At 62.6% G+C, this 22,062-nt stretch carries 22 protein-coding genes; 4 read left to right on the top strand and 18 right to left on the bottom strand.

Annotated features, from left to right (window positions below):
• The first annotated feature begins 2 nt into the window (after positions 1-2).
• The 3 genes from mrdA to EE36_RS08520 are packed head-to-tail and all read left to right on the top strand — an operon-like array spanning position 3 to position 4,022.
• Positions 3-1,946 (top strand): penicillin-binding protein 2, encoded by a 1,944-nt coding sequence (mrdA, locus tag EE36_RS08530; protein ID WP_005851326.1) that lies wholly within the window; start codon positions 3-5, stop codon positions 1,944-1,946.
• Positions 1,943-3,082, top strand: a complete 1,140-nt coding sequence (rodA, locus tag EE36_RS08525; RefSeq protein ID WP_005851324.1) for a rod shape-determining protein RodA — start codon at positions 1,943-1,945, stop codon at positions 3,080-3,082. The genes mrdA and rodA overlap by 4 nt, the downstream gene beginning before the upstream one ends.
• Before the next feature lie 7 nt (positions 3,083-3,089).
• The gene (locus tag EE36_RS08520; RefSeq protein ID WP_005851322.1) at positions 3,090-4,022 is read left to right on the top strand and encodes a glyoxylate/hydroxypyruvate reductase A; all 933 of its coding nucleotides are present in this window, start codon (positions 3,090-3,092) and stop codon (positions 4,020-4,022) included.
• Between the two features lie 114 nt (positions 4,023-4,136).
• On the opposite strand, the gene EE36_RS08515 is transcribed toward EE36_RS08520, so the two are convergent.
• From EE36_RS08515 to phnG, 10 genes are all read right to left on the bottom strand, one after another.
• Positions 4,137-6,152: a M3 family metallopeptidase gene (locus EE36_RS08515; protein WP_005851320.1), complete on the bottom strand. Its 2,016-nt coding sequence runs from the start codon at positions 6,150-6,152 to the stop codon at positions 4,137-4,139.
• A gap of 87 nt (positions 6,153-6,239) precedes the next feature.
• Complete coding sequence (locus EE36_RS08510) at positions 6,240-7,289, bottom strand: molybdopterin-synthase adenylyltransferase MoeB (RefSeq protein ID WP_005851318.1); 1,050 nt, start codon at positions 7,287-7,289, stop codon at positions 6,240-6,242.
• 181 nt (positions 7,290-7,470) lie between these two features.
• Entirely contained in the window at positions 7,471-8,613 is a 1,143-nt protein-coding gene (locus tag EE36_RS08505) for an alpha-D-ribose 1-methylphosphonate 5-triphosphate diphosphatase (protein WP_005851316.1), read from the bottom strand.
• Positions 8,610-9,185 (bottom strand): phosphonate metabolism protein/1,5-bisphosphokinase (PRPP-forming) PhnN, encoded by a 576-nt coding sequence (phnN, locus tag EE36_RS08500; RefSeq protein ID WP_005851314.1) that lies wholly within the window; start codon positions 9,183-9,185, stop codon positions 8,610-8,612. Before phnN ends, EE36_RS08505 begins: the two co-directional genes overlap by 4 nt.
• A complete protein-coding gene (phnL, locus tag EE36_RS08495) occupies positions 9,182-9,865 on the bottom strand; it encodes a phosphonate C-P lyase system protein PhnL (protein WP_005851312.1) in 684 nt (227 codons plus the stop codon). The genes phnN and phnL overlap by 4 nt, the downstream gene beginning before the upstream one ends.
• Positions 9,866-9,870: 5 nt before the next feature.
• Complete coding sequence (gene phnK, locus EE36_RS08490; RefSeq protein ID WP_005851310.1) at positions 9,871-10,641, bottom strand: phosphonate C-P lyase system protein PhnK; 771 nt, start codon at positions 10,639-10,641, stop codon at positions 9,871-9,873.
• Entirely contained in the window at positions 10,638-11,507 is an 870-nt protein-coding gene (locus tag EE36_RS08485; RefSeq protein ID WP_005851308.1) for an alpha-D-ribose 1-methylphosphonate 5-phosphate C-P-lyase PhnJ, read from the bottom strand. The genes phnK and EE36_RS08485 overlap by 4 nt, the downstream gene beginning before the upstream one ends.
• On the bottom strand, positions 11,504-12,652 hold the full coding sequence (locus tag EE36_RS08480; RefSeq protein WP_005851306.1) for a carbon-phosphorus lyase complex subunit PhnI: 1,149 nt from the start codon (positions 12,650-12,652) through the stop codon (positions 11,504-11,506). Before EE36_RS08480 ends, EE36_RS08485 begins: the two co-directional genes overlap by 4 nt.
• Positions 12,652-13,212, bottom strand: coding sequence for a phosphonate C-P lyase system protein PhnH (gene phnH / locus EE36_RS08475; RefSeq protein WP_005851304.1), 561 nt, complete (start codon positions 13,210-13,212; stop codon positions 12,652-12,654). The genes EE36_RS08480 and phnH overlap by 1 nt, the downstream gene beginning before the upstream one ends.
• Entirely contained in the window at positions 13,212-13,667 is a 456-nt protein-coding gene (phnG, locus tag EE36_RS08470; RefSeq protein WP_039912210.1) for a phosphonate C-P lyase system protein PhnG, read from the bottom strand. Before phnG ends, phnH begins: the two co-directional genes overlap by 1 nt.
• 102 nt (positions 13,668-13,769) lie before the next feature.
• Between phnG and phnF the strand changes: the two genes are divergently transcribed.
• A complete protein-coding gene (phnF, locus tag EE36_RS08465; RefSeq protein WP_005851300.1) occupies positions 13,770-14,483 on the top strand; it encodes a phosphonate metabolism transcriptional regulator PhnF in 714 nt (237 codons plus the stop codon).
• A gap of 12 nt (positions 14,484-14,495) precedes the next feature.
• On the opposite strand, the gene EE36_RS08460 is transcribed toward phnF, so the two are convergent.
• The 8 genes from EE36_RS08460 to EE36_RS08425 all read right to left on the bottom strand — a co-directional run bounded on the left by EE36_RS08460 (position 14,496) and on the right by EE36_RS08425 (position 21,942).
• Positions 14,496-15,110, bottom strand: coding sequence for a chloramphenicol acetyltransferase (locus tag EE36_RS08460; protein WP_005851298.1), 615 nt, complete (start codon positions 15,108-15,110; stop codon positions 14,496-14,498).
• Positions 15,110-16,408, bottom strand: coding sequence for a phosphonate ABC transporter, permease protein PhnE (gene phnE / locus EE36_RS08455; RefSeq protein WP_005851296.1), 1,299 nt, complete (start codon positions 16,406-16,408; stop codon positions 15,110-15,112). The genes EE36_RS08460 and phnE (EE36_RS08455) overlap by 1 nt, the downstream gene beginning before the upstream one ends.
• Entirely contained in the window at positions 16,405-17,289 is an 885-nt protein-coding gene (gene phnE / locus EE36_RS08450) for a phosphonate ABC transporter, permease protein PhnE (protein WP_005851294.1), read from the bottom strand. The genes phnE (EE36_RS08455) and phnE (EE36_RS08450) overlap by 4 nt, the downstream gene beginning before the upstream one ends.
• 71 nt (positions 17,290-17,360) lie before the next feature.
• Entirely contained in the window at positions 17,361-18,272 is a 912-nt protein-coding gene (gene phnD, locus EE36_RS08445; protein ID WP_005851293.1) for a phosphonate ABC transporter substrate-binding protein, read from the bottom strand.
• 68 nt (positions 18,273-18,340) lie between these two features.
• Positions 18,341-19,150 carry a phosphonate ABC transporter ATP-binding protein gene (gene phnC, locus EE36_RS08440; protein WP_005851291.1) on the bottom strand — a complete coding sequence of 270 codons (810 nt, stop codon included), beginning with the start codon at positions 19,148-19,150 and terminating at the stop codon, positions 18,341-18,343.
• A 99-nt stretch (positions 19,151-19,249) separates the two neighbouring features.
• Entirely contained in the window at positions 19,250-19,699 is a 450-nt protein-coding gene (gene dut / locus EE36_RS08435) for a dUTP diphosphatase (protein ID WP_039912208.1), read from the bottom strand.
• Positions 19,700-19,763: 64 nt separating this feature from the next.
• Entirely contained in the window at positions 19,764-20,957 is a 1,194-nt protein-coding gene (gene coaBC, locus EE36_RS08430; RefSeq protein WP_039912206.1) for a bifunctional phosphopantothenoylcysteine decarboxylase/phosphopantothenate--cysteine ligase CoaBC, read from the bottom strand.
• Between the two features lie 106 nt (positions 20,958-21,063).
• Positions 21,064-21,942 (bottom strand): RNA polymerase factor sigma-32, encoded by an 879-nt coding sequence (locus EE36_RS08425; RefSeq protein WP_037944893.1) that lies wholly within the window; start codon positions 21,940-21,942, stop codon positions 21,064-21,066.
• Between the last annotated feature and the right edge of the window lie 120 nt (positions 21,943-22,062).

Here is a 22,062-nt window from a genome sequence, read left to right as displayed (position 1 = left end):
AGATGAGACGCAGCAGGGCCGATAGCGAAGCCAGCCACTCCAAGCTCAGCCGCCGCGCTGTTTTGCTGGGCAGCGCGCAACTGCTGTTCATGGGCGGTCTGGCCGCGCGGATGAATTACTTGCAGGTCGATCAGGCTGACCAGTTCCGCCTGCTGGCCGAAGAGAACCGGATCAACATCCGGTTGATCCCGCCTGCACGAGGCGAAATCTTTGACCGCAACGGCGTGCGGTTGGCGCAAAACGTGCCGTCGTACCGGATCGTGATCGTGCGCGAGGATGCCGATGATGTGGATGCGGTGATGGACCGGCTGGGCAAGGTCATCGACCTTGATCCCGAAATGCGCGACCGCGCGATGGCCGAAATCAAACGCTCCGCCCCGTTCCTGCCGGTGACCGTCGCCGATGATGTCACATGGGACGAGGTAAGCCGCGTGTCGGTCAACGCCCCCGCCCTGCCCGGCGTCAGCCCCGAGGTCGGCCTGACCCGTGTCTATCCCCGCGGGTCGGACTTTGCGCATATCGTCGGCCGTGTGGGCCGCGTGAGCCAGGCAGATCTGGATGCGCTGGAAAACCCCGATGCGGTGCTGCGCATCCCCCGATTCCAGATCGGCAAGATCAACGTAGAGGCCCGACAGGAATCCCTGTTGCGCGGCTCTGCCGGCACTAAACAGGTCGAGGTCAACGCCACCGGCCGTGTGATGCGCGAACTGGCCCGCCGCGAAGGGCAATCGGGGGCGGATCTGCAGCTTACCATCGATTCCAAGCTGCAGAACTTTGTGCAGGCCCGTCTGGGAAGTGAAAGCGCCGCCGTCGTGATCATGGATTGCGAGAACGGCGATCTGGTCGCCAATGCGTCTTCGCCCAGCTACGACCCGAACCTGTTCATCGGGGGGATATCCTCGGCCGATTATAACCCGCTGCTGCAATCGGAATACCGCCCGCTGGTCAACAAGACCGTGCAGGGCACCTACCCGCCCGGATCGACCTACAAGATGGTCGTGGCCATGGCCGCCCTCGAAGAGGGCATCGTCGGCCCCGAAGAAACCGTCTATTGCCCCGGCCACCTAGAGGTCGGTGGTCGCCGTTTCCACTGCTGGAAGCGCGCAGGTCACGGCTGGATCGACCTCGAGAACTCGCTCAAGCAATCCTGCGACGTCTATTACTATGATCTGGCGATGAAAGTCGGGATCGAGAAAATCTCGGCCATGGCGAACCGCTTTGGTCTGGGCTGGAAACACGACCTGCCGCTGTCCTCGGTCGCTGCCGGTCTGGCCCCCACGAAAGAATGGAAGCAAGCGACCAAGGGTGATTCATGGGTGATCGGCGACACGGTTAATGCCTCTATCGGGCAAGGCTTCACCCTCAGTTCGCCGCTGCAACTGGCGGTGATGACCGCGCGGATCGCCACCAACCGCGCCGTGGTCCCGCGGCTGATCAAATCGATTGACGGTGTCGAACAACCCAGCGGCGCGGGCGAGCCTTTGGGCATGAACGAAAACAACATGCGGCAGGTGCGCAAAGGCATGTATTCGGTGGTAAACGACCGACGCGGCACCGGCTACCGGTCGCGCGTCATCGCCGAGGGTGTGCGCATGGCCGGCAAAAGCGGCACCAGCCAGGTGCGCAACATCACCGCGGCCGAACGCGCGCGCGGTGTCAGCCGCAACGAGGACCTGCCCTGGGAACGCCGCGACCACGCGCTGTTTGTCGCCTTCGCCCCCTATGACAAGCCACGCTATGCGGTATCGGTGCTGGTGGAACACGGCGGCGGCGGATCGACCGCAGCGGCCCCCATCGCCCGCGATGTCATACTGCAAGCGATCTATGGCGGCGAACCGCCGCTAGAGGCCTACCCCACCGCCGACCGCGGCCGCATCGCCGAGCAGCAAAAAGCCCTGCGCGCGATCCAGCCCCAAGCGGACTTCAGCGGGAAAGACCAAGCATGAGCTACCTTGAATATACGGTCAAACATGTCCCCACGGGCTTTGCTAAGATCCTGCACCTGAACTGGCCGCTGACCATCCTGCTGGCCGCTGTTTCGGGGGTGGGGTTCCTGATGCTCTACTCCGTGGCCGGTGGCAGCTTTACCCCCTGGGCCGAACCGCAGATGAAACGCTTTGCCCTTGGCATCGCGCTGATGATCGCCGCGGGGATGGTGCCGATCTGGCTTTGGCGAAACCTTGCAGGCGTGGCCTATTTCGGGACCGTGATCCTGCTGATCGGGGTAGAGCTTTTCGGCGCTGTCGGCATGGGCGCGCAGCGCTGGATCGAGATCGGATCGTTTCGCCTGCAACCCTCCGAACTGATGAAGATCACGCTGGTGATGATGCTGGCCGCCTATTACGACTGGCTCCCGCCCAAGAAAACCTCGCGCCCGCTTTGGGTGTTGCTGCCGGTGCTGCTGATCCTGATCCCCACAGCACTGGTGCTGAAACAGCCCGACCTGGGCACCGCGATCCTGCTGATGGCAGCGGGCGGCGGGCTGATGTTTCTGGCCGGTGTCCACTGGGGCTATTTCGCCGTGGTCATCACCGGCGCCGTCGGACTGGTGACGGCGGTGTTCCAGTCCCGCGGCACGCCGTGGCAGCTGATCAAGGATTACCAGTTCCGGCGCATCGACACGTTTATCGATCCCAGCACCGACCCGTTGGGCGCAGGGTATCACATCACGCAATCCAAGATCGCGCTCGGCTCCGGCGGCTGGACGGGGCGCGGGTTCATGCAAGGCACCCAGTCGCGCCTGAACTTCCTGCCCGAGAAACACACCGACTTCATCTTTACCACCCTGGCCGAGGAGTTCGGCTTTGTCGGCGGGTTCTCCCTGCTGGGTCTCTATGCGCTGATCATCGTATTCTGTGTCGCGGCAGCGCTGATCAACAAGGACCGTTTCTCGTCGCTGCTGACCCTTGGCATCGCGCTGAACTTCTTTTTGTTCTTCGCGGTGAACATGTCGATGGTGATGGGGCTGGCACCCGTTGTCGGTGTCCCCTTGCCGCTGGTCAGCTACGGCGGGTCGGCGATGCTGGTGTTGCTGCTGGCTTTTGGCCTTGTACAATCGGCCCATGTCCACCGCCCCAGATAGGAAGCCCATGCCTCTCAATATCCTTTTCGCCGCGCGCCCCGAACGCTGGGTGACGTATGAAACGCCGCTGCGCCAAGCGCTTGATGCCGCGGGGATCGCGGCTCACCTATCAACGGATATCGCCCCGCAGGACGTGGACTACATCGTCTATGCCCCCAACAGCCCCTTGCAGGATTTCACGCCCTACACGCGGGCCAAGGCGGTGCTGAACCTCTGGGCGGGGGTGGAAAACACCACCAATAACGCGACGCTGAAGATCCCTCTGGCGCGGATGGTGGACCCGGGGCTGACCAAGGGGATGGTGGAATGGGTCACGGGCCATGTGATGCGCTATCATCTGGGGCTGGACACGGATATTCGCAAAACGGACACCGATTGGACCCCGCGCACCCCACCGCTGGCACAGGAACGACAGGTCACTATTCTGGGTCTGGGGGCCTTGGGCGCGGCGGTGGCGGAAACTCTGGTCTATCTGGGGTTCAACGTCACCGGCTGGTCGCGCAGCGCCAAGGACATCACGGGCGTCACCTGCTTACATGGGGACGCCGGGCGCGCAGATGCCCTGCGCCGTGCCGAGATCGCGGTGCTGCTGCTGCCCAACACGCCCGATACCGAAAACACGCTGAATGCCGAGACGCTGGCGCAAATGCCCGCTGGTGCCTGTATCATCAACCCGGGCCGCGGCGCGCTGATCGACGACGACGCGCTGCTGGCGGCGCTCGACAGCGGCCAGATCGCCCATGCCACGCTGGATGTGTTCCGTGTCGAGCCCCTGCCCGCAGACCACCCCTATTGGGCGCATCCCAAGGTGACCGTCACACCCCACATCGCCGCAGAGACCCGCGCGACAACCGCTGCGCAGGCCATCGTCGAAAACATCTGCCGCGGCGAAGCAGGCGAGGATTTCCTGCATCTGGTGGACCGCGCCAAAGGCTACTGACCCGTCCCGTATCGAGGGCGGGATTTGAGTTTATTTGGCAAAATGAAGCTGCAGCGGCGCGCCACTTCATTTTGCCTCTTAAACTCTCGCCGAAGGCAGGCCGGCCGCGGGCGCTCAGCCTGCTGTCAGGCCGCGCCCCTTCAACAAAGCCTCTACCCCCGGCAACCGGCCACGGAACGCCTTGTACAGTTCCGCCGCGTCCTGACTGCCGCCGGTGGACAGGATGTGCTGCTCTAGCGCGGCGGCGCGGTCGGGATCAAAGGCGCTGCCGGCCTCTTCAAAGGCGGCGAAGGCGTCTGCGTCCATCACCTCGGACCACATGTAGCTGTAGTAGCCGCTGGAATAGCCGTCGCCGGAAAAGACATGGGCAAACTGCGGCGTGGCGTGGCGCATGGTAATTGCCGGCGGCATGCCCAGATCGGCCAGCACCTGCGCCTGTTTCTCCATCGGATCGGCAGGCGCCGCACCGTCGTGGAACTCGAGGTCGACCAGCGCAGAGGCGACATATTCGACCGTGGAGAACCCCATGTCGAAATTCGCGGCCCCCAGCACCTTTTCCAGCATCTCGGGCGGCATGGGGTCGCCTGTTTTGGCATGGGTGGCAAATTGGCTGAGCACGTCGGGCACTTCGAGCCAATGTTCGAACAACTGGCTCGGTAGTTCGACAAAATCACGCGCGACCGATGTGCCGCTCACGGATTCGTAGGTCACGTCTGACAGCATCTGGTGCAGCGCATGGCCAAATTCGTGAAACAGCGTGCGCGCATCGTCATAGGACAGCAGCGCAGGCGCGGCTTTGGCAAAGTTGCACACGTTGATCACGACGGGCGACTGCACGTCGGGGAATTTCGCCTGAGACCGCATGGCGCTGCACCACGCGCCCGACCGTTTCGATCCGCGTGCAAAGTAGTCACCGATGAACACGGCCACATGTTCGCCGTTGCGGGTCACTTCCCACGCGCGACAATCGGGGTGATAGAGCGGCACGTCGAGGGGCTTGAATTCGAGAGCGAACAATCGCGTGGCGCAGTCAAAGGCCGCGTCGATCATCCGATCCAGCTGGAAATACGGTTTCAACGCGGCTTCATCCAGATCATGCTCTGCCACGCGCCGTTTCTGCGCATAGTAGCGCCAGTCCCACGGGGCCAGGTCGGCGTTCACGCCATCGTCATGCATCATACGGGTCAGCACCTCGGCGTCCGCCTGCGCTTGGCGTTTTGCCGGGGTCCAGACATCCATCAGCAGCTGGCGCACCGCTTTGGGCGTTTTCGCCATCTCTGTTTCCAGCTTGTAAGCCGCGAAATTGTCATAGCCCAGAAGCTTGGCCCGTTCCTCGCGCAGGGCGAGGATCTCGGCAGCGATGGCGCGGTTATCGGTCTCGCCGCCATTGGCCCCACGGGACTGCCAGGCGAGAAACGCCTTTTCGCGCAGATCGCGGCGCGGCGAGAATTGCAGGAACGGTGTGATCAAAGACCGCGAAAGGGTAATGACCGGCCCGCCTGCCTCTTTCTCCTCGCCCGCCGCACGGGCGGCATCGATGACAAAGTCGGGTAGCCCTTCCAGATCGGATTCCTCCAACGGCATGAACCAGCTGCGTTCATCCGCCAGCAGGTTCTGGGTGAACTGTGTCCCCAGCACCGCCAGCCGGTTCTTGATCTCTTTCATCCGCGCATCATCCGCACCCTCCAGCGCCGCGCCTGCGCGCACAAAGCCGCGGCGGGTCAGCATCAACACCCGTGCCTGCTCGGGCGTCAGATCAAAGCTGTCGCGATTTTCCCAGACGGAGGCCACGCGCGCAAACAGCGCCTTGTTGCTTGAGATGTCAGAGAAATGCGCAGACAGCAGCGGCGAGAATTTGCGCTGCAGATCTTCGCGCGTGGGGTTGCTGTCGGCCCCTGCGACGGTGAAGAACACGCCCAACACGCGGTCCAGCTGGCTGCCTGCTTCCTCGAGCGCCTCGATCGTGTTGGAAAACGTCGGATCATATTCGCAGTCGGCGATGGCGTCGATCTCCATCCGGTGCGTCTGCAGGGCCTCGTCCAGTGCGGGGGCGAAATCATCGTCGGAAATCTTGTCGAAAGGGGCGATCTGAAACGGGGTGTCCCAATCCTGTAGCAAAGGGTTTGTCATGGCGGTCTCCTTTAAGGATCAAGCTATGCACTGCGGCGGGGCAATACAATCGCAATACCCGCGCACCAAGCCACCATGACGGGTCGTCTATTCGCCCGCGTTCCCGCAGATCGGACAGTCGTCCCGTTTGGAGACGCCGATCACGCGGTTCTCGCCGTAGAGCGCATCATACATCAGCATTTGCCCACGCAGCGGCGCACCGGCACCGGTGATCAGCTTGATCGCCTCGGATGCCATCATCGCGCCGATCACGCCGGGCAAGGGCCCGATCACCCCGGCCTGCGCACAGCTGGGGGCAAGATGGGCCGCCGGGGCCTGCGGGAAGATGCACTGGTAGCACGGCGCGCCCTTGGAGGGGTCAAAGATGCTCAGCTGTCCTTCCCATTGCGACAGCGCCCCCGAGATCAGCGGCAAACCGGCCGCGACACAGGTGCGGTTCACCAGATAGCGCGTGTCGAAATTATCCGTCCCGTCCAGCACCAGATCGTAATCGGCGAAAAGCTCTGCCGCGATGTCTTCCGTCAGGCGGCGGTGATAGGGGCGCACGGAGACAAAAGGGTTCTGCGCCTCCATCTCGGCCTGCGCTGAAAAGACCTTGGGCGTGCCGATGGCGCTGTCTTTGTGGATCACTTGCCGTTGCAGATTGGCATTCTCGACCACATCGTCATCGATCACCCCAATCGTGCCGACACCGGCCGCCGTCAGGTATTGCAGCACCGGCGCGCCAAGCCCACCCGCGCCAATGACCAGCACCCGCGCCTGCTTCAACGCCTTCTGCCCCGGTCCGCCGACCTCGCGCAGCACGATGTGGCGGGCATAGCGGTTCAGCTCCGTTTCCGAGAAAGTGCCAGTTTGCGCGGCGGGCGTGGGTGCGGCCACCGGTTCGGCGCGGGCGCGCAGGCGGTTCAACACCCAGCTATAGCCAAAGATCAGCAGCAGAAATCCCGTCAGCAGCAGCCACGGGGCTGCCGCGCCACCCGTCGCTACGCGCAAGGGGTGCGCTTCGGGCAGCAAGAGGTTCAACCCGATCACCAGACCAAACAGCATACCCAACACCACGACGCGCCGTTCGCGCGGCTGGCCGAACGCAGCCCCCGCGCCCCAGATCAACGCGGCCAGTCCCAGCACCAACAGCATCAGACGCCTCCGCCGGTGACATAGTGATGTGGTTGCATGAATGATTGGCGCATAAGGCCCCCGCTTTGTTTCCGGGTGTTCAGACCCTAAAGCGGCAACCTAAGCATTTTTCCGCCGACACCAACCCCAAAGCTACGCCCCGCCCGCCAGAGCGCCGCAAGCGTCGCGCCGCTGCATCAGGTCAAAAGACGCGCTGCCCTTCGACCCATGTCTCGCGCAGGATCGGCAAGCCATCGAGCCGCGCAAACCGGATCACATCGCCGCGTGCGCCGACCTCTATCGTGCCGCGGTCCGTCAGCCCCACGCTTTGTGCAGGCGCGTGGGTGACCGTCGCGAGCCCGCGCGCCAGATCCCCCCACAGATCCCCCAGTTGCAATGCCGCGATCAACAGGCCCGCGGGCACGTAGTCGGACGACAGGATATCCAGCCGGTCCGCCTTCGCCAGATCAAGGGCGGCGACATTGCCCGAATGCGACCCGCCGCGAATGACGTTGGGCGCGCCCATGATGGTCGCGATCCCATTGGCATGACAGCTATGCGCCGCCTCGATCGTGGTGGGAAACTCGGCAAGCCGGACGCCGTAGCGGTGGCTCGTCTCGACCTGTTCTGCGGTGGTATCGTCGTGGCTGGCAAGCGCTGCGCCATATCGGGTGGCTGCCGCAACGGTCGCGGCCTCGTGGGTTTTGCCATACTGCTTTTGCACATCGTACAGAGTGTCCACATGGCGCTGGAAGGCGGCGGCATCAAAGCTGTGTTTGCCGCGCACATAGGCCTCGAATTTCGACAGATCGCGGAACTGACGCTGACCCGGCGTGTGGTCCATCATCGAGACGATGCCAACGCGATCCTCTGGGCCGAATTCGGCCAGTTCTTCGGCCAGCGTTTCCGAACAGATCTCGGCCCGCAGGTGGATGTGGTGGCTGATCCGCAGGGCTCCGGCGGCGCGCATCGCCAGAATGGTATCGACCATGCCGCGCGCATATCTCTGGTACTGGTGCTCGGCCGAGATCATCGACCCGACGCGGATCGCATCGAACACGGTGGTGATGCCGGTGCCCGCCAGTTCACGGTCATGGGCGAGGATGGCCGCGCGGTGCGGCCAGTCGACCTTGGGGCGCGGCGACATATGCCGTTCCAGATTATCGGTGTGCAGTTCGACCAGACCGGGCGCGATGTAGTCACCCTGCATGTCCTGCGCGCCTTTGGGCACGGCGGTGCCGAAATCGATGTCGGTGATTACCCCGTCTGCGATGCGGAGCGTTCCGGTTTCGACGCGATCCCGCAGGATCAGCCGGGCGTTGGCGAAAATTGTCTCTTGGGTCATGGCATCATCTTCTGATTGGACTGGCCAGCGTCGCAGGCTGTCTGGGAAAGGTGCTGGCGTATCGTGGCAATGGTCTGCGCCAAGGGGCCGCTGTTGTCGATCACCTGATGGGGCATACCGAGGGGCATGGCGAAGTCCGCACGGGCCAGGCGGCGCTCTATCTCGGCGGCGTCCTCGCGGTTGCGCGCCGTCAGACGGGCGGCGAGGATGTCATGATCCGCTCGCAGCAAAATCACGCAAAACCGCGCAAAGAGGGCCTGTGCCTGTGGCAGGACGGCCCGCGACAGGTTCACCAGCACATCACGCCCCTGCGCCACCTCAAGCGCGACGGACTGCGGGATGCCGTAGTGCCAACCATGCGCATGCCAGCTGAGGATAAACGCACCGTCATCCTCTGCCTTCCTGAAGGCACGTTCCGACACGCCGTCGAATGCTTCTCCGCCAAGGGTTGCGGGCCGCGAGATCACGCGCCGCGCAAGGCAAAGCGACGGGTCCGCCGCGGCCAGCCCCTCCATCACGCTGTCTTTCCCCACACCAGAAGGCCCGACGACTGCAATAAACCGCCCCATCATGCGCCCATCCCCGGGGTGAACCGGGTCACGTCAAACTGCCGGTCGCAAATTTCGTCGCGCGCGGCGTGGTCGTGGAAAATCCCGATGATGGCAGCGCCACGCGCCTTCGCCTCGGCGATCATCTTTAACACGGTGGCGCGGTTCACGGGATCAAGGCTGGCGGTCGGTTCATCCAGCAATAGCGCGGGATAGGGATAGGCAAAACCGCGTGCGATATTGACGCGCTGCTGCTCGCCGCCCGAGAAGGTCGTGGGGCTCAGCTGCCACAGACGTTCAGGTATATTCAGTCTCTGCAAAAGGGTTTTCGCCTGCGCTTCGGCACTGGCGCGATCAGATCCGGTGGCCATCAGCGGCTCTGCCACCACGTCCAGCGTCGATACCCGTGGCACAACCCGCAAGAACTGGCTGACATAGCCCAATGTGGTGCGGCGCAGCTGGATCATCTGCCTTGGTGCCGCGGTCACGACATCCAGATCGCCCACCATAATGCGCCCCGACTGGGTCAGGTAATTGCCGTAAATCATCCGCATCAGGGTCGATTTACCTGCGCCTGACGCCCCGACCAAAGCAATACACTCCCCCTGTGCCACCGACAGCGACGCCCCCGCCATAACAGAGATTTCGGCAGCCCCCTGATTGTGCAACACAAAAGATTTCGACACGTTTTCAACAGTAATCATCGGGTTCATACCTGTAGGACAGAGGAAACAAGAAGCTGCGTATAGGCATGCTGCGGATCGTCGAGCACCTGATCGGTCAGCCCGCTTTCGATCACATGGCCGTCTTTCATGACCATCAGCCGGTCGGCCAGCAAACGCACCACAGCCAGATCATGGGTGACGATTATGGCGCTCAACCCCATCTCGCGCACGAGCCCCCTCAGCAGATCCAGCAATCGCGCCTGCACGCTGACATCCAGACCGCCGGTGGGTTCATCCATGAACACCAACCGCGGGCCTGTCACCAGATTGCGCGCGATCTGCAAGCGCTGTTGCATCCCGCCAGAGAACGCCGTGGGCCGGTCATCAATCCGGTCGGCGCTGATCTCGACGCGGCCCAGCCAGTCGATCGCCTTGTCGCGGATGTCGCCATAGTGGCGGGCGTTCACGGCCATCAGCCGCTCGCCCACATTGCCGCCTGCGCTGACATTCATGCGCAAGCCGTCGCGGGCGTGCTGATGCACAAAGGCCCAGTCGGTGCGCGACAACATGCGGCGTTCAGGCTCGCTCATCGTGACCGTATCGCGCAAGCCCTCGGCGCGGGTGTCGAAACGGACGGCCCCGGCGTCGGGCTGCAAATGCCCTGCCAAACAGTTCAGAAGCGTCGACTTGCCCGACCCGCTTTCCCCGACGATGCCCATCACCTCGCCCGGATAAAGATCAAACGACACGTCGGTGCAGCCGATCCGCGCGCCATACATCTTGGCGATGCCTTCCACTTGCAACAAAGGGGTCATGCCGCGTCCTCCGCCAAGGGGGCGCCCTGCGCCCCCAGATGCCCCGCCGCACGCCGCGCGCCGCAGTAATCCGTATCCGAACACATGAACATCCGCCCGCCGGCGTCATCCATGATCAGCTCGTCCAGATAGCTGTCCGTCGCGCCGCATAGGTCACAGGCATGATCCGCCTTGGTCGGCTCGAACGGATAATCGTCAAAGTCCAGACTGACCACCTGCGTATAGGGCGGCACCGCATAGATGCGCTGTTCGCGGCCTGCGCCGAACAGTTGGATACCGGCCATCTCGAGCTTGGGGTTATCGAACTTGGGGATCGGGGACGGGTCCATGACATAGCGCCCCTCGACCTTCACCGGATAGGCATAGGCCGTGGCAATCGCGCCGTGCTGGCTGATGTCTTCGTAAAGTTTCACGTGCATCAATCCGTATTCCTCAAGGCTGTGCATCTTGCGTGTCTCGACCTCTGACGGTTCAAGAAACCGCAGGGGTTCGGGGATCGGCACCTGATAGACAAGGATCTGGTCTTCGCGCAGGGGTGTTTCGGGGATGCGGTGACGGGTCTGTATGACGCTGGCCTCTGTGGTGGCCTCGGTCACGGCGACACCCGCCGTTTTCTCGAAAAACCGCCTGATAGAGACTGCATTAGTCGTATCATCGGCGCCCTGATCGATCACCTTGAACCGGTCCTCGGGCGTCAGTACCGCTGCCGAAACCTGCACACCGCCCGTGCCCCAGCCGTAGGGCATCGGCATCTCGCGGCTGGCAAAAGGCACCTGATACCCCGGTATCGCCAATCCTTTCAGTATAGCGCGGCGGATCATGCGCTTGGTCTGCTCGTCCAGATAGGCGAAGTTATAGTCGCTCATGACGCCACCCCTTCCTTCATTTTGCCCTTTAAACTCCCCCCGGAGGGGTCCTCCCCCTCGGCCTGTCCCGCCGCTTGCTCTGATGCCTGCGCCTCGCGGCGCAGTTTGCGGATCAGCTCCAGTTCGGATTGGAAGTCGACGTAGTGAGGCAGTTTGATATGCTCCAGAAACCCCGTCGCCTGGATGTTGTCGGCGTGATACAGCACGAATTCCTCGTCCTGCGCGGGCGCGCCTAGGTTATCCTCGCCCAGTTCTTTCCAGCGCAACGCGCGGTCGACCAGCGCCATAGAGATCGCCTTGCGCTCCGTCATCCCGAAGACCAGCCCGTAGCCGCGCGTGAATTGCGGCGGTTCGGTTTTCGAGCCCTTGAACTGGTTGACGGTTTCGCATTCGGTCAGGGTGATCTCGCCGATCTCAATCGCAAATCCCAACTCCGGAATGTCCATTTCCACGGCGACCGCACCGATGCGCAGCTCTGCCACAAAGGCGTGGTTGCGCGCATAGCCCCGTTGGGTGGAATAGGCCATGCCAAGGATAAACCCCTCATCCCCCCGTGTTAGAGCCTGCAAACGCAGGGAACGGCTCGCCGGAAGCTCCAGCGGGCTGCGGGTCAGATCGTCCGGTGTGTCCGCCCCAGCGGGTTCCGACTGGATCAGATCCTCGCGATCAAGGAACCCCATGATATGCGGCGTTTCGCCTGCATTAGGCTCTGTTTGCGGCATCTCGCCAAACTCGCCATCGGCGGCGAGTTTGAAGTCCAGCAGACGGTGGGTGTAGTCAAATGTCGGTCCCAGCACTTGCCCACCGGGTGCATCCTTGAATGTGGCAGACACGCGGCGGTCGCAGGCCATGGTGGCCGTATCCACCGGGTTAGAGCCGCCAAAACGCGGCAGCGTGGTACGGTAGGCGCGGATCAGAAAGATCGCTTCTATCATATCGCCGCGCGATTGTTTGATCGCCAGCGCGGCAAGGTCGGGATCATACAGCGACCCTTCCGCCATCACCCGATTAACGGCGAGCGTCATCTGCTCGCGGATCTGGTCTACCCCCAGTTCCGCCACATCGCGGTCCCCGCGCCGTTCCTCGGCCAGCCAGGCATGGGCGTTGTCGATGGCGCGTTCGCCCCCTTTGACAGCAACATACATCAGCGGACCCTCGTCGTGCGCGGCAGCGCGGCAAGCCGGTTTGCACAGGTGAAAATGAAATCCAGCCCCAGCGGGAACAGCGCGGCGTTGCGTTGGAACGCGGCAGTATCCGGCAGCGACAGGCTGGCGGTATCCTTGACGCCCGGCCCGCTTAGGGTCGCACCCTGAGACGTGAGGTCAGGCACCTCGACAACCACCGTCGCCGAGCGGTCGGGATATTCGGCGGTGCCGATGGCAAATTCGCAGAGCGGGAGATCTTCCCAAGCCCCGACGGCAAACATCGCCTGTGCGGGCGGCACAAAGGGCGCGCCGGTCTGAAAGGTGATCCAATCGCGCACGTCTTGGGTGTCAAAAGCGGTGCCGAGATAGATTGGCGTATCGGGATCACACAGCGTCAGGATCGCGGTGCCCGCGGCCGCGCCAAGCGGGGCGGGCGGTGTGGCCCCTGAGACGTCACAGATCGTCCCCGGGCGTGCCATAGCGGTCATCAGCCCGCGAAAGGCGCGGGCGGCGTCGATCGGGGCGTCGGTAAAGCCACCCTCCAAAGCATGGGTCTGCATCAGTCTTCCCCTCGTACCATCGTAAAGAAATCCACCTTGGTCGCCGCCGCCTTGGCCGCGCGGGTGGCCTTGGCCGTGTCACGCCCCTTGCGCAGGGGCGCGAGGATCGCGGCCTCTACCTGCGCCGCCGCGTCGGTTTGCATCAACGCGTCAACCAGCGCCGTCTGCAGCGCGTGATCCTTGCTGCGGCCCTGCACATGGCCGTGACCCACCGTACCGCAGCCCAGTTTGACAGACGCACGGGTGACGGACATCTCGCCAAGGTTGAACGCGGCCCCGACGGCCCCTGCCCGACCGCGCACCATTACGCCGCCAATTTCCGGCGCGCGCAGAATGCTGTGATCAGGGTGGGTGCCATAGGCGGCCCAAAGGCGCGCGACCTCGGCGGCGGGGGATTTGGCAAGCAGACCCAACCATGCCTTACGAGGCGCGTGCGGGTCGATTTCTGAGTTCATCATATTCATCTAGACACCTTTTCGAGTTGTCTATACAACTAGACAAATACTACCTGTGGCACCGATCAGCGCCAAGCCCTCCTTTTGCGAAATATTTGTGACATGCCCCAACGCACCCCGATCTGGACCGCCATCGCCCATAGCCTGCGCAGCGACATCGCAGCGGGTGTCTATGGCCCCGACGACAAGCTGCCGACCGAAAGCGCGCTGGCGGCGCGGTTCGGGGTGAACCGGCATACGGTGCGGCACGCGATCAAGGCGCTGGCGGGCGAAGGGCTGGTGTTGCCGCGGCGCGGTGCGGGGGTGTTCGTGACCTCGACCCCCACCGATTACCCCATCGGCCGCCGCGTGCGGTTTCACCAGAACCTGTCGGCGCAGGGGCGGATGCCAAGCAAAGAGTTCCTGACGTTGGAAACCCGCACCGCGCGCCCCGAAGAAAGCGACGCACTTGCGCTGGCGCAGAACGCACAGGTGCAGGTCTGCGAGGGGCTGTCCTTTGCCGACGGTCAGGTGATCGCGCTGTTTCGCAGCGTCTTCTCTGCCGCGCGCTTCCCCGACATGCTGGCGCATCTTGAACAGGCGCAATCGGTGACGGCGGCGCTGCGGCTCGGGGGCGTGACGGATTATACCCGCGCATCAACCCGCATCAACGCCAAGCTCGCCAGCGCCACCCAGGCGCTGCATCTACGCGTGGCCGAGGGCGCGCCGATCTTGCGCACGATCAACCTGAATGTGGATGATCAGGGGCAACCGCTGGAATACGGGCGCACGTGGTTCGCAGGGGACAAAGTGACCCTGACACTGGCAGATACCTGAAATCACGTGGCGTTATTCGTACCGCTCCAGAAATGCCTCAGCTGACAGCGTGCGGAAATCATCCAGCGCGCGGTGCAAGGCGTCATGGGGCCAGTCCCACCATGCCAGCGCCATCATCCGGTCAGCGATGCCCGCGCTGAACCGCGCCCGCAGCGGCACCGCGGGAATGCCCGCGACGATCATATAGGGGGCGACATCCTTGGTCACGATGGCCCCACCCGCGACAACCGCGCCGTGGCCGATCGTCACCTCTGGCCGCACCTGTGCGCCATTGCCAAGCCATGTGTCATGGCCAAGGGTAACGCGCCGGCTGCGACGGTGTGCAAACCAAGCGTCATCGTCAGCCGCGCCGTCAAAGTAGTCGCCCGCGCGGTAGTGAAAGTGATGCAGGCTGGCTTTTTCCATCGGGTGGTCTGTGGCCCCGATCCGCACATAGGCCGCGATGTTCGAGAATTTACCCACGGTGGTGTTGGCAATGTCGGCGTAGCGGTCGCAATAGCTGTAATCGCCAAGCTGGCTGTGGGCGATCCGCGACCCGCGCCCGACCTCTGTATAGGCTCCGAATGTGGCATCTTTGATCTCGCAGTCGGGGTGGATGAAGGGGCTGTCGGCAGTCAGGCGCGGCATCAGTGACCGCCCTCGTCACCGTTGATCAGCTTGCGGCGCAGCCAGCCCGAGAAACTGTCCATCGCCATGACCATGAGCACGATCAGCACGATATAATAGGTCACCTCTTCCCAGTCCTTCTGGGTGGCAATCGCCTGCGTCAGCAGCAGACCGATGCCGCCGCCGGTGATCGCCCCGATGATCGTTGCAGAGCGGGTGTTGGATTCAAGGAAATAGAGGACCTGGCTGAGCAGCACGGGCACGATCTGCGGCAGCACCCCAAAACGGTAGCGTTGCAGCGGCTTGGCCCCGGTAGAGGCGATACCTTCGATCTGTTTGCCGTCCACATTCTCCAGCGCTTCCGAGAACATCTTGCCGAAAGACCCTGTGTCGGTCAGCAGGATCGCCAAGGCTCCGGTCAGCGGCCCCGGCCCGAAGGCGCGCGACAGGACGATGGTCCAGATCAGCCCGTCGACACCACGCAGGAAATCGAACATCCGCCGCGCAGCAAAGCGCAAGGACCGCAGTGGGGTAAAGTTCTTGGCCGCAAGGAACCCCAGCGGCAGGGCGATGATCGCTGCGCCGAATGTGCCCAGAAAGGCCATCAGCAAAGTCTCGTAAAGCGCCCAGGCCACATCACTGTGCCGCCACATGCGGTTGGTCCAGAAGTCATGGAAGATCGCGCCCGCTTCACCGCTGAACGCGCGGCTCATCAGCGCGACCGGGCCCAGCCCGTGATAGGGGCTGTCGAGCGTGAAGAAGAACAGCTCCCACCCGTAGTCGTATTTGAACACCTCGGTCCGGTTGCGGGTGATCGTCAGCCGCCCTGCCTCCGTGTTGATCATCACGCGGTTCTTGGACGCGCTGATGTAGTCGGGAATGTCGCCGGGCGGGAATGTCGCTTGAACACCGCGCTGCCCCGGCTCGGCCATGACCGTGCCATAGCCCGGGATGTCATAGCTGACCTGCGGGCCAAAGGTCACGATATGCCCGCCCCCCAGATCCGCGACAGGGCGATCCCCCAACGTGACCCAATCGGGCGCCGTGCCGGCTTCATATGCGCCCTTACGCTCGCCTTCGATCGCGACGGAAAACGCGCCGTCGCGGTTGTCCTGCGTGACATGGGTCTTGTAGCTATAGGCGTCGGCCACCAGCGTGCGGGCATTGCCCACGTTGATCCGATCCCCCAGCCCCGGAATGTCGAAGGCAAAGAAGATATAGACGAAATAGGCCAGAACGATCACGGGCAGCGCCAGCGCAGCCATCCGCTTGCGCGAGAAATGGACCATCGTCTGGGTGTGAAGGGCGGTCGCGGTCATAGGGTCACCTTTGCGCTCGGCAGGCCGTGGGTCAGACGGTTACGGAAAACAGAAGAAAGCTGGTCGACGATCACAATCGTCAGGAACAGCAGCAGGAAGATGGCAGCGGCCTCGTCGAATTTGCCCTGCCCCCAGCTCATGGTGTTGCGCAGGTCATAGCCGATGCCCCCTGCCCCGACGAAGCCAAGGATCGCAGAGGCGCGGATGTTGATCTCGAACCGCAGGAGCGCATAGCTGATGTAGTTCGGGGCCACCTGCGGGATCACGCCAAGCCACATGCGCTGGCTCCACCCCGCCCCGACAGAGGCAAGCCCCTCTACCGGTTTGAGCGATGCGTTTTCATTCACCTCCGAGAACAATTTGCCCAAGGCACCGATGGTATGCAGCGCGATGGCGATCATCGCAGGCACCGGCCCGCCCCCCAGCAGAAAGATCAGCACCAGCGCGATGACAATCTCGGGTATGGCGCGCAGCAGATCCAAGACGCGGCGCAAAGGGCCCACGAGCCACGGCACCGGGGCCAACCCGCGCGTGACCATCAGCGACAAGAACAGCCCGACCATCGCCCCCAGCAGGGTCGAGGCAGCGGCGATATTCACCGTCTCGATCAGCGACGGCAGGTATTTCGCCATATAGCCGGGCAGCAGGTGCCCGCGTTCTATCGCTTCGCCGATCACATCGGCGGGGAAATCCAGAATATTCGGCAAGCCGTCCCAGAACCCGCCCGCATTGCGGTTGCCTGCGGTGTTAAATCCACCCACCAGCAGCGCTACGAAAAGGATCAGCAGCACCAGATTCATCCAGCGCTTTGATCGGGCCAGCGCCAGATAGTTTTCCTGAATCCCTGCCAGATCAGGGTCGGTTTGCGATGTCGCGGTCATGGGAAGCCCTTACGTAAAAATGCTGGCCCCGATGCGGATCGGAGCCAGCGACAGTGCTTAAATCACTTGGATCAATTCGATTTTGCCTTGCGGGCTTCGATGATCGACACATAGGCGTCATGGGTGATCGGATCGAACCCAAGGCTGTCGCCCGCCGCCACGCCATAGGCGCAGTCGGGGTCGTTCTCGTACAGGTTGTCGACCAGCGCGGTCATCTTGTCTTTGACGTCCTGAGGCAGGCTGGTGCGCAGCACGACGGGGCCTTCAGGGATCGGCTTGGAGCGCCAGATTTCCACCAGATCGTTCATATCGACCAGGCCTGCGTCCACGGCCTTGCGCAGCGCGCCGGAGTTGTAGCCGTCTTCCCAGTTGCCCTGACCATCAGCCCAGGTCACGCCTGCATCGATGTCGCCATTGTTGACCGCAACGATGGTCTGCTCGTGACCGCCAGTGAACTTGACCTCACCAAAATACGCGCCGGAGTCCATGGTGATCTCTTCGCCCATCTGGGGGATCTCGATCGACGGGATCAGATAGCCGGAGGTGGAGTTCGGGTCACCGAAACCAAAGACCTTGCCCTTGACGTCTTCAAGCTTGGTGATGCCGCTGTCGGCGCGGGCAAACCCGATGGAGTGGTAGCCGTAGGACCCGTCCACGTTGATTTTCACCAGCACAGGCTCGACCGCTTCGGCGTCTTGCAGATACACCGCGGCATAGGCGGAAGCACCCAACCATGCCATGTCCAGCGTGCCACCCAGCAGACCCTGGATAACGCCGTTATAATCGGCAGGGGCGAACAGCTTGGTCGGGACGCCCAAGGCATCCTCGGTCATGGCGCGCATACACTCGTTCGAATTCATCCGGTCCTGCGCGTTCTCGCCGCCCAGAATACCGATGCGGAATTCGGAAATGGCTTCGGTTTGGGCCACAGCACCCGTCGCAAGGGCGGTCGTCGCGAAAGCAGCAGCAAGTAGTTTGTTCATCGGTCGTCTCTCTTTTTTGCAGATAGGCCCCCGAGGATCGGAGGCTGGGGATGAAAAGATAATTGGGGTTATTGCGCCGCCACCGTTTCGGGACGGGCGGACAGCGTTTCGATCTGGGTCGATGTCGTCGCTTCGGAAAAGCTGGCATCCGCCCCGTAAATGTCGCGCGCCACACCGGTGGTCAGCTGCGCGGGCGTGCCGTCAAACACGATGCGCCCCTGCCGCATGCCGATCACGCGGTCGCAATAGCGACGCGCGGTGTCCAGCGTGTGCAGGTTCGCGATCACCATGCGCCCGTCCTGTTCGTGGATATCCCGCAGCGCCTGCATCACCAGCTGCGCGTTCATCGGATCAAGCGAGGCGATGGGTTCATCGGCCAGAATAATCGTGGGGTCCTGCATCAGTGCGCGCGCGATGGCGACACGTTGCTGCTGCCCGCCCGACAGGGCCTCGGCGCGTTTGGGCGCGTGCTCGGCAATGCCCAGACGGTCCAGAATATCGATGGCGCGGATGATGTCGTCCTCGGGGTAGAGGTTGAACATCGTCGCCAGTGTCGACCGGCGGTTCAACGTGCCGTGCAGCACGTTCGACACCACATCCAGACGCGGCACCAGATTGAACTGCTGAAAGATCATCGCGCAATGGGATTGCCAGTCGCGCTTCTCGGCCCCGCGCAGCTTGGTGATGTCGCGCCCGTTGACCAGAATCTCGCCCGAACTGGCAGGGGTCAGGCAGTTCATCATCCGCAGCAGCGTCGACTTACCGGCACCGGAACTGCCGATGATGCCAATCATCATCGGGCGGTCGACGGAAAAGCTCGCTGCGTGAACGGCTGTATTCGCGCCAAATGTTTTTGTGACGGCTTGAAGCTGAAGCATTCGGTTCCCCTTTTTTCGGGGAACCTAGGGCGGCATTAATTCACATTCGTTTCAGCTTTATGAAAGTTTCACGACAGCGGAACCTTTCACGATCCTAGTCTATTTCAGGCCGGTTGAGCCGAATCCGCCGTCCCCGCGCGTGGTATCGGACAAGGCATCGACCTCGACACAGGCGTATTGCTGAACCTGCGCAATAACAGCCTGCGCGATCCTATCCCCGTGCCGGATAACGAAAGGCGCATCCCCTACATAGTACAGCCCAACCATCACCACGCCGCGGTAATCCTCATCCACCGTGCCGGGCGCATTGGGAATCAGAAACCCGTGCTTCAACGCCAGGCCCGACCGTGGCCGAATCTGCATCTCTGTCCCGCGCGGCAGCTCGACCGAGAACCCGATAGAGATCAGACTAATCTGCCCTTTTACAAATTCCATCGGCCCGTCCGGCAGAAAGGCCCGCAAATCCATCCCCGCCGCCCCGGCAGTGGCATAGGACGGCAGCGGCAGATCATCATTGCCGCTGACCCGTTTGAATTTGATCTCGCTCATCATCCGCTCCACCGCACGCGCGCTTTCCAAATGGTTTTAAATCCTCGCCGAAGGCAAGAAAACTCTAGCGCAACGTCTCTGCAATGCGCGCGGCCAACTGCTGTGCCACCTGATCCTTGCCCATACGCGGCCAGCTTTCGGCACCCGCATCCGTGATCAGGGTCACAGCATTTTCCGCCCCGCCCATAATGCCTGTCGCCGGTGAGACATCATTCGCAACGATCCAGTCGCAGCCTTTGCGCAGCCGTTTCGCCGTGGCGTTTTCAACGACGTCATTCGTCTCGGCGGCAAAGCCCACGACCAGCTTGGGCCGCCGCGCACCCGCCGCGCTGACGGTTTTCAGAATATCGGGGTTTTCAGCAAAGCTCAGCACCGGCAGCCCGTCTTTCGATTTCTTGAGCTTTCGATCACTGGCGCTGGCCATGCGCCAATCCGCCACCGCCGCGGCAAATACGCCAGCGTCGACGGGCAAGGCTGCCTCTACCGCTTCCTGCATCTGCTGCGCCGTTTGCACGCGGATCACCTCTACCCCGTCGGGCGGGGGCACGTCGGCAGGGCCAGTGACAAAGATCACCTGAGCCCCCAATGCCGCCAACGCGCGCGCAATAGCGGTGCCCTGCGCGCCCGAGGACCGGTTCGCGATATAGCGCACAGGATCAATCGGCTCATGCGTCGGGCCGGAGGTCACCAGAATACGTCGCCCCTTTAGCGGACCATCGGCCAGCTGCGCCTCGACCGCCGCGACGATCTCAAGCGGTTCGGACATGCGTCCGGGGCCGAATTCCCCGCAGGCCATATCACCATCATTCGGGCCGACCACATGGATGCCATCACCGCGCAGGGTCGCAAGGTTGCGCTGCGTCGCGGGGTGGTCCCACATGCGCACGTTCATCGCCGGTGCAATCAGCACCGGCGTATCTGTCGCCAACAATAGGGTAGAGGCCAGATCATTCGCCACACCGCTCGCCATCTTGGCCATCAGATCCGCCGTGGCAGGGGCCACCACAACCAGATCCGCGACACGGCTGAGCTGGATATGTCCCATCTCGGCCTCGTCGCCCAGATCGAACAAATCGCGATACAGCTTCTGCCCCGCCAACGCCGAAACAGACAAAGGCGTCACAAACTCTTCGCCCGCGCGAGTCAGCACGGGCGTCACAGTGGCCCCGCGTTCGCGCAGGCGACGGATCAGATCAAGGGATTTGAAAGCGGCAATGCCGCCCCCGATTATCAGCAGAATATGTTTGCCAGCCAGCATGATCGCCCCCTCGTCGGTATTCGTCCCGACCATAGGGGGGCGGTTCATTTTCCGCCAGCCCGTTCCTGCGGCAGCGCGCGCAGACCGCGGGAACATACCAGGGGGGTCACATCAGGAAGTGGCGCACTTCGGAGGATTGTGTCTCAAGCGTTTTGCGCATCTTGCCAAAGGCCGCGGCCTCCAGCTGGCGCACACGTTCTTTCGACAGGCTCAGCTCGGCACCCAGACTTTCAAGCGTGCGTGGCTGGTCGCGCAGCTTGCGTTCGCGCACAATGAATTGCTCGCGTTCGTTCAGGGCCTGCATCGCCGACAACAGCCAGCTGCGCAATGTCAGCGTGTCGTGGCTTTCCTCGACACGTTCGGCGGCCTGCGCACTGTCATCGACCAGCGCGTCGATCCATTCGCGGCCCTCATCCTCTGCCGATTGCGTCGCGTTCAACGAGAAGTCAGAGCCGGACAAACGCCCCTCCATCATCTCGACGTCATGCATCGGCACGCCAATCTCGGTAGAAATCATCTGACGCAGCTGATGCTTGTCCAGGGTCTCGCCCGCAGCTTGGGCCTCGCGCTCAAGACGTGCCTGTACACGGCGCATGTTGAAGAACAGCGATTTCTGAGAGGACGTAGAGCCGGTGCGCACCATCGACCAGTTGCGCATGACGTGATCCTGAATGCTCGCCTTGATCCACCAGACGGCATAGGTAGAAAAGCGCACCCCGCGGTCGGGGTCGAACTTGTCGGCAGCTTTCATCAGGCCCAATCCAGCCTCTTGGATCAGATCATTCATCGACGCGCCATAGCGCTTGAATTTACCCGCCATCGAGATAGCTAGACGCATGTAAGCTGTGATCAGCCGGTGCAGCGCTTCCTCGTCGCGTTCGTCCCGCCAGGCATAGGCAAGCTTCAGTTCTGTCTCCGCATCCAAAAGCTCTGCCTTCATTGCGGTGCGGGTCAAAGAAAATTCACGTGATTGCGCCAGCGTCATGATGTCCATCCCTACTATTGAGGCACATCTGTCTGCGCCTTTTCATCTAAACGCGGAAAACCGCCAGTTGGTTCACGCGGAATCGAAAAAGAATCGGCTTTTTTCCGCGCAGCTTGCTTT

Origin of the sequence: Sulfitobacter sp. EE-36 (genome assembly GCF_000152605.1) — a bacterium.
Taxonomy (GTDB): Bacteria; Pseudomonadota; Alphaproteobacteria; order Rhodobacterales; family Rhodobacteraceae; genus Sulfitobacter; species Sulfitobacter pontiacus.
Note: the sequence above shows the minus strand (reverse complement) of the source record. Positions and strands in the feature narration are given on the sequence as shown.

Coding starts and splice junctions, on each gene's coding strand:
- EE36_RS08510 (WP_005851318.1), bottom strand. CDS start 7,289: ATGCTGTTGGTGCTGGGACTGGCCGCGTTGATCTGGGGCGCGGGGGCT.
- phnC (WP_005851291.1), bottom strand. CDS start 19,150: ATGCTTCAGCTTCAAGCCGTCACAAAAACATTTGGCGCGAATACAGCC.
- EE36_RS08505 (WP_005851316.1), bottom strand. CDS start 8,613: ATGACCCAAGAGACAATTTTCGCCAACGCCCGGCTGATCCTGCGGGAT.
- rodA (WP_005851324.1), top strand. CDS start 1,943: ATGAGCTACCTTGAATATACGGTCAAACATGTCCCCACGGGCTTTGCT.
- EE36_RS08480 (WP_005851306.1), bottom strand. CDS start 12,652: ATGTATGTTGCTGTCAAAGGGGGCGAACGCGCCATCGACAACGCCCAT.
- EE36_RS08515 (WP_005851320.1), bottom strand. CDS start 6,152: ATGACAAACCCTTTGCTACAGGATTGGGACACCCCGTTTCAGATCGCC.
- phnG (WP_039912210.1), bottom strand. CDS start 13,667: ATGAACTCAGAAATCGACCCGCACGCGCCTCGTAAGGCATGGTTGGGT.
- phnH (WP_005851304.1), bottom strand. CDS start 13,212: ATGCAGACCCATGCTTTGGAGGGTGGCTTTACCGACGCCCCGATCGAC.
- phnE (WP_005851296.1), bottom strand. CDS start 16,408: ATGACCGCGACCGCCCTTCACACCCAGACGATGGTCCATTTCTCGCGC.
- coaBC (WP_039912206.1), bottom strand. CDS start 20,957: ATGCTGGCTGGCAAACATATTCTGCTGATAATCGGGGGCGGCATTGCC.
- phnF (WP_005851300.1), top strand. CDS start 13,770: ATGCCCCAACGCACCCCGATCTGGACCGCCATCGCCCATAGCCTGCGC.
- phnN (WP_005851314.1), bottom strand. CDS start 9,185: ATGATGGGGCGGTTTATTGCAGTCGTCGGGCCTTCTGGTGTGGGGAAA.
- EE36_RS08425 (WP_037944893.1), bottom strand. CDS start 21,942: ATGACGCTGGCGCAATCACGTGAATTTTCTTTGACCCGCACCGCAATG.
- phnK (WP_005851310.1), bottom strand. CDS start 10,641: ATGACCCCTTTGTTGCAAGTGGAAGGCATCGCCAAGATGTATGGCGCG.
- phnD (WP_005851293.1), bottom strand. CDS start 18,272: ATGAACAAACTACTTGCTGCTGCTTTCGCGACGACCGCCCTTGCGACG.
- phnL (WP_005851312.1), bottom strand. CDS start 9,865: ATGATTACTGTTGAAAACGTGTCGAAATCTTTTGTGTTGCACAATCAG.
- EE36_RS08485 (WP_005851308.1), bottom strand. CDS start 11,507: ATGAGCGACTATAACTTCGCCTATCTGGACGAGCAGACCAAGCGCATG.
- EE36_RS08520 (WP_005851322.1), top strand. CDS start 3,090: ATGCCTCTCAATATCCTTTTCGCCGCGCGCCCCGAACGCTGGGTGACG.
- phnE (WP_005851294.1), bottom strand. CDS start 17,289: ATGACCGCGACATCGCAAACCGACCCTGATCTGGCAGGGATTCAGGAA.
- dut (WP_039912208.1), bottom strand. CDS start 19,699: ATGAGCGAGATCAAATTCAAACGGGTCAGCGGCAATGATGATCTGCCG.
- mrdA (WP_005851326.1), top strand. CDS start 3: ATGAGACGCAGCAGGGCCGATAGCGAAGCCAGCCACTCCAAGCTCAGC.
- EE36_RS08460 (WP_005851298.1), bottom strand. CDS start 15,110: ATGCCGCGCCTGACTGCCGACAGCCCCTTCATCCACCCCGACTGCGAG.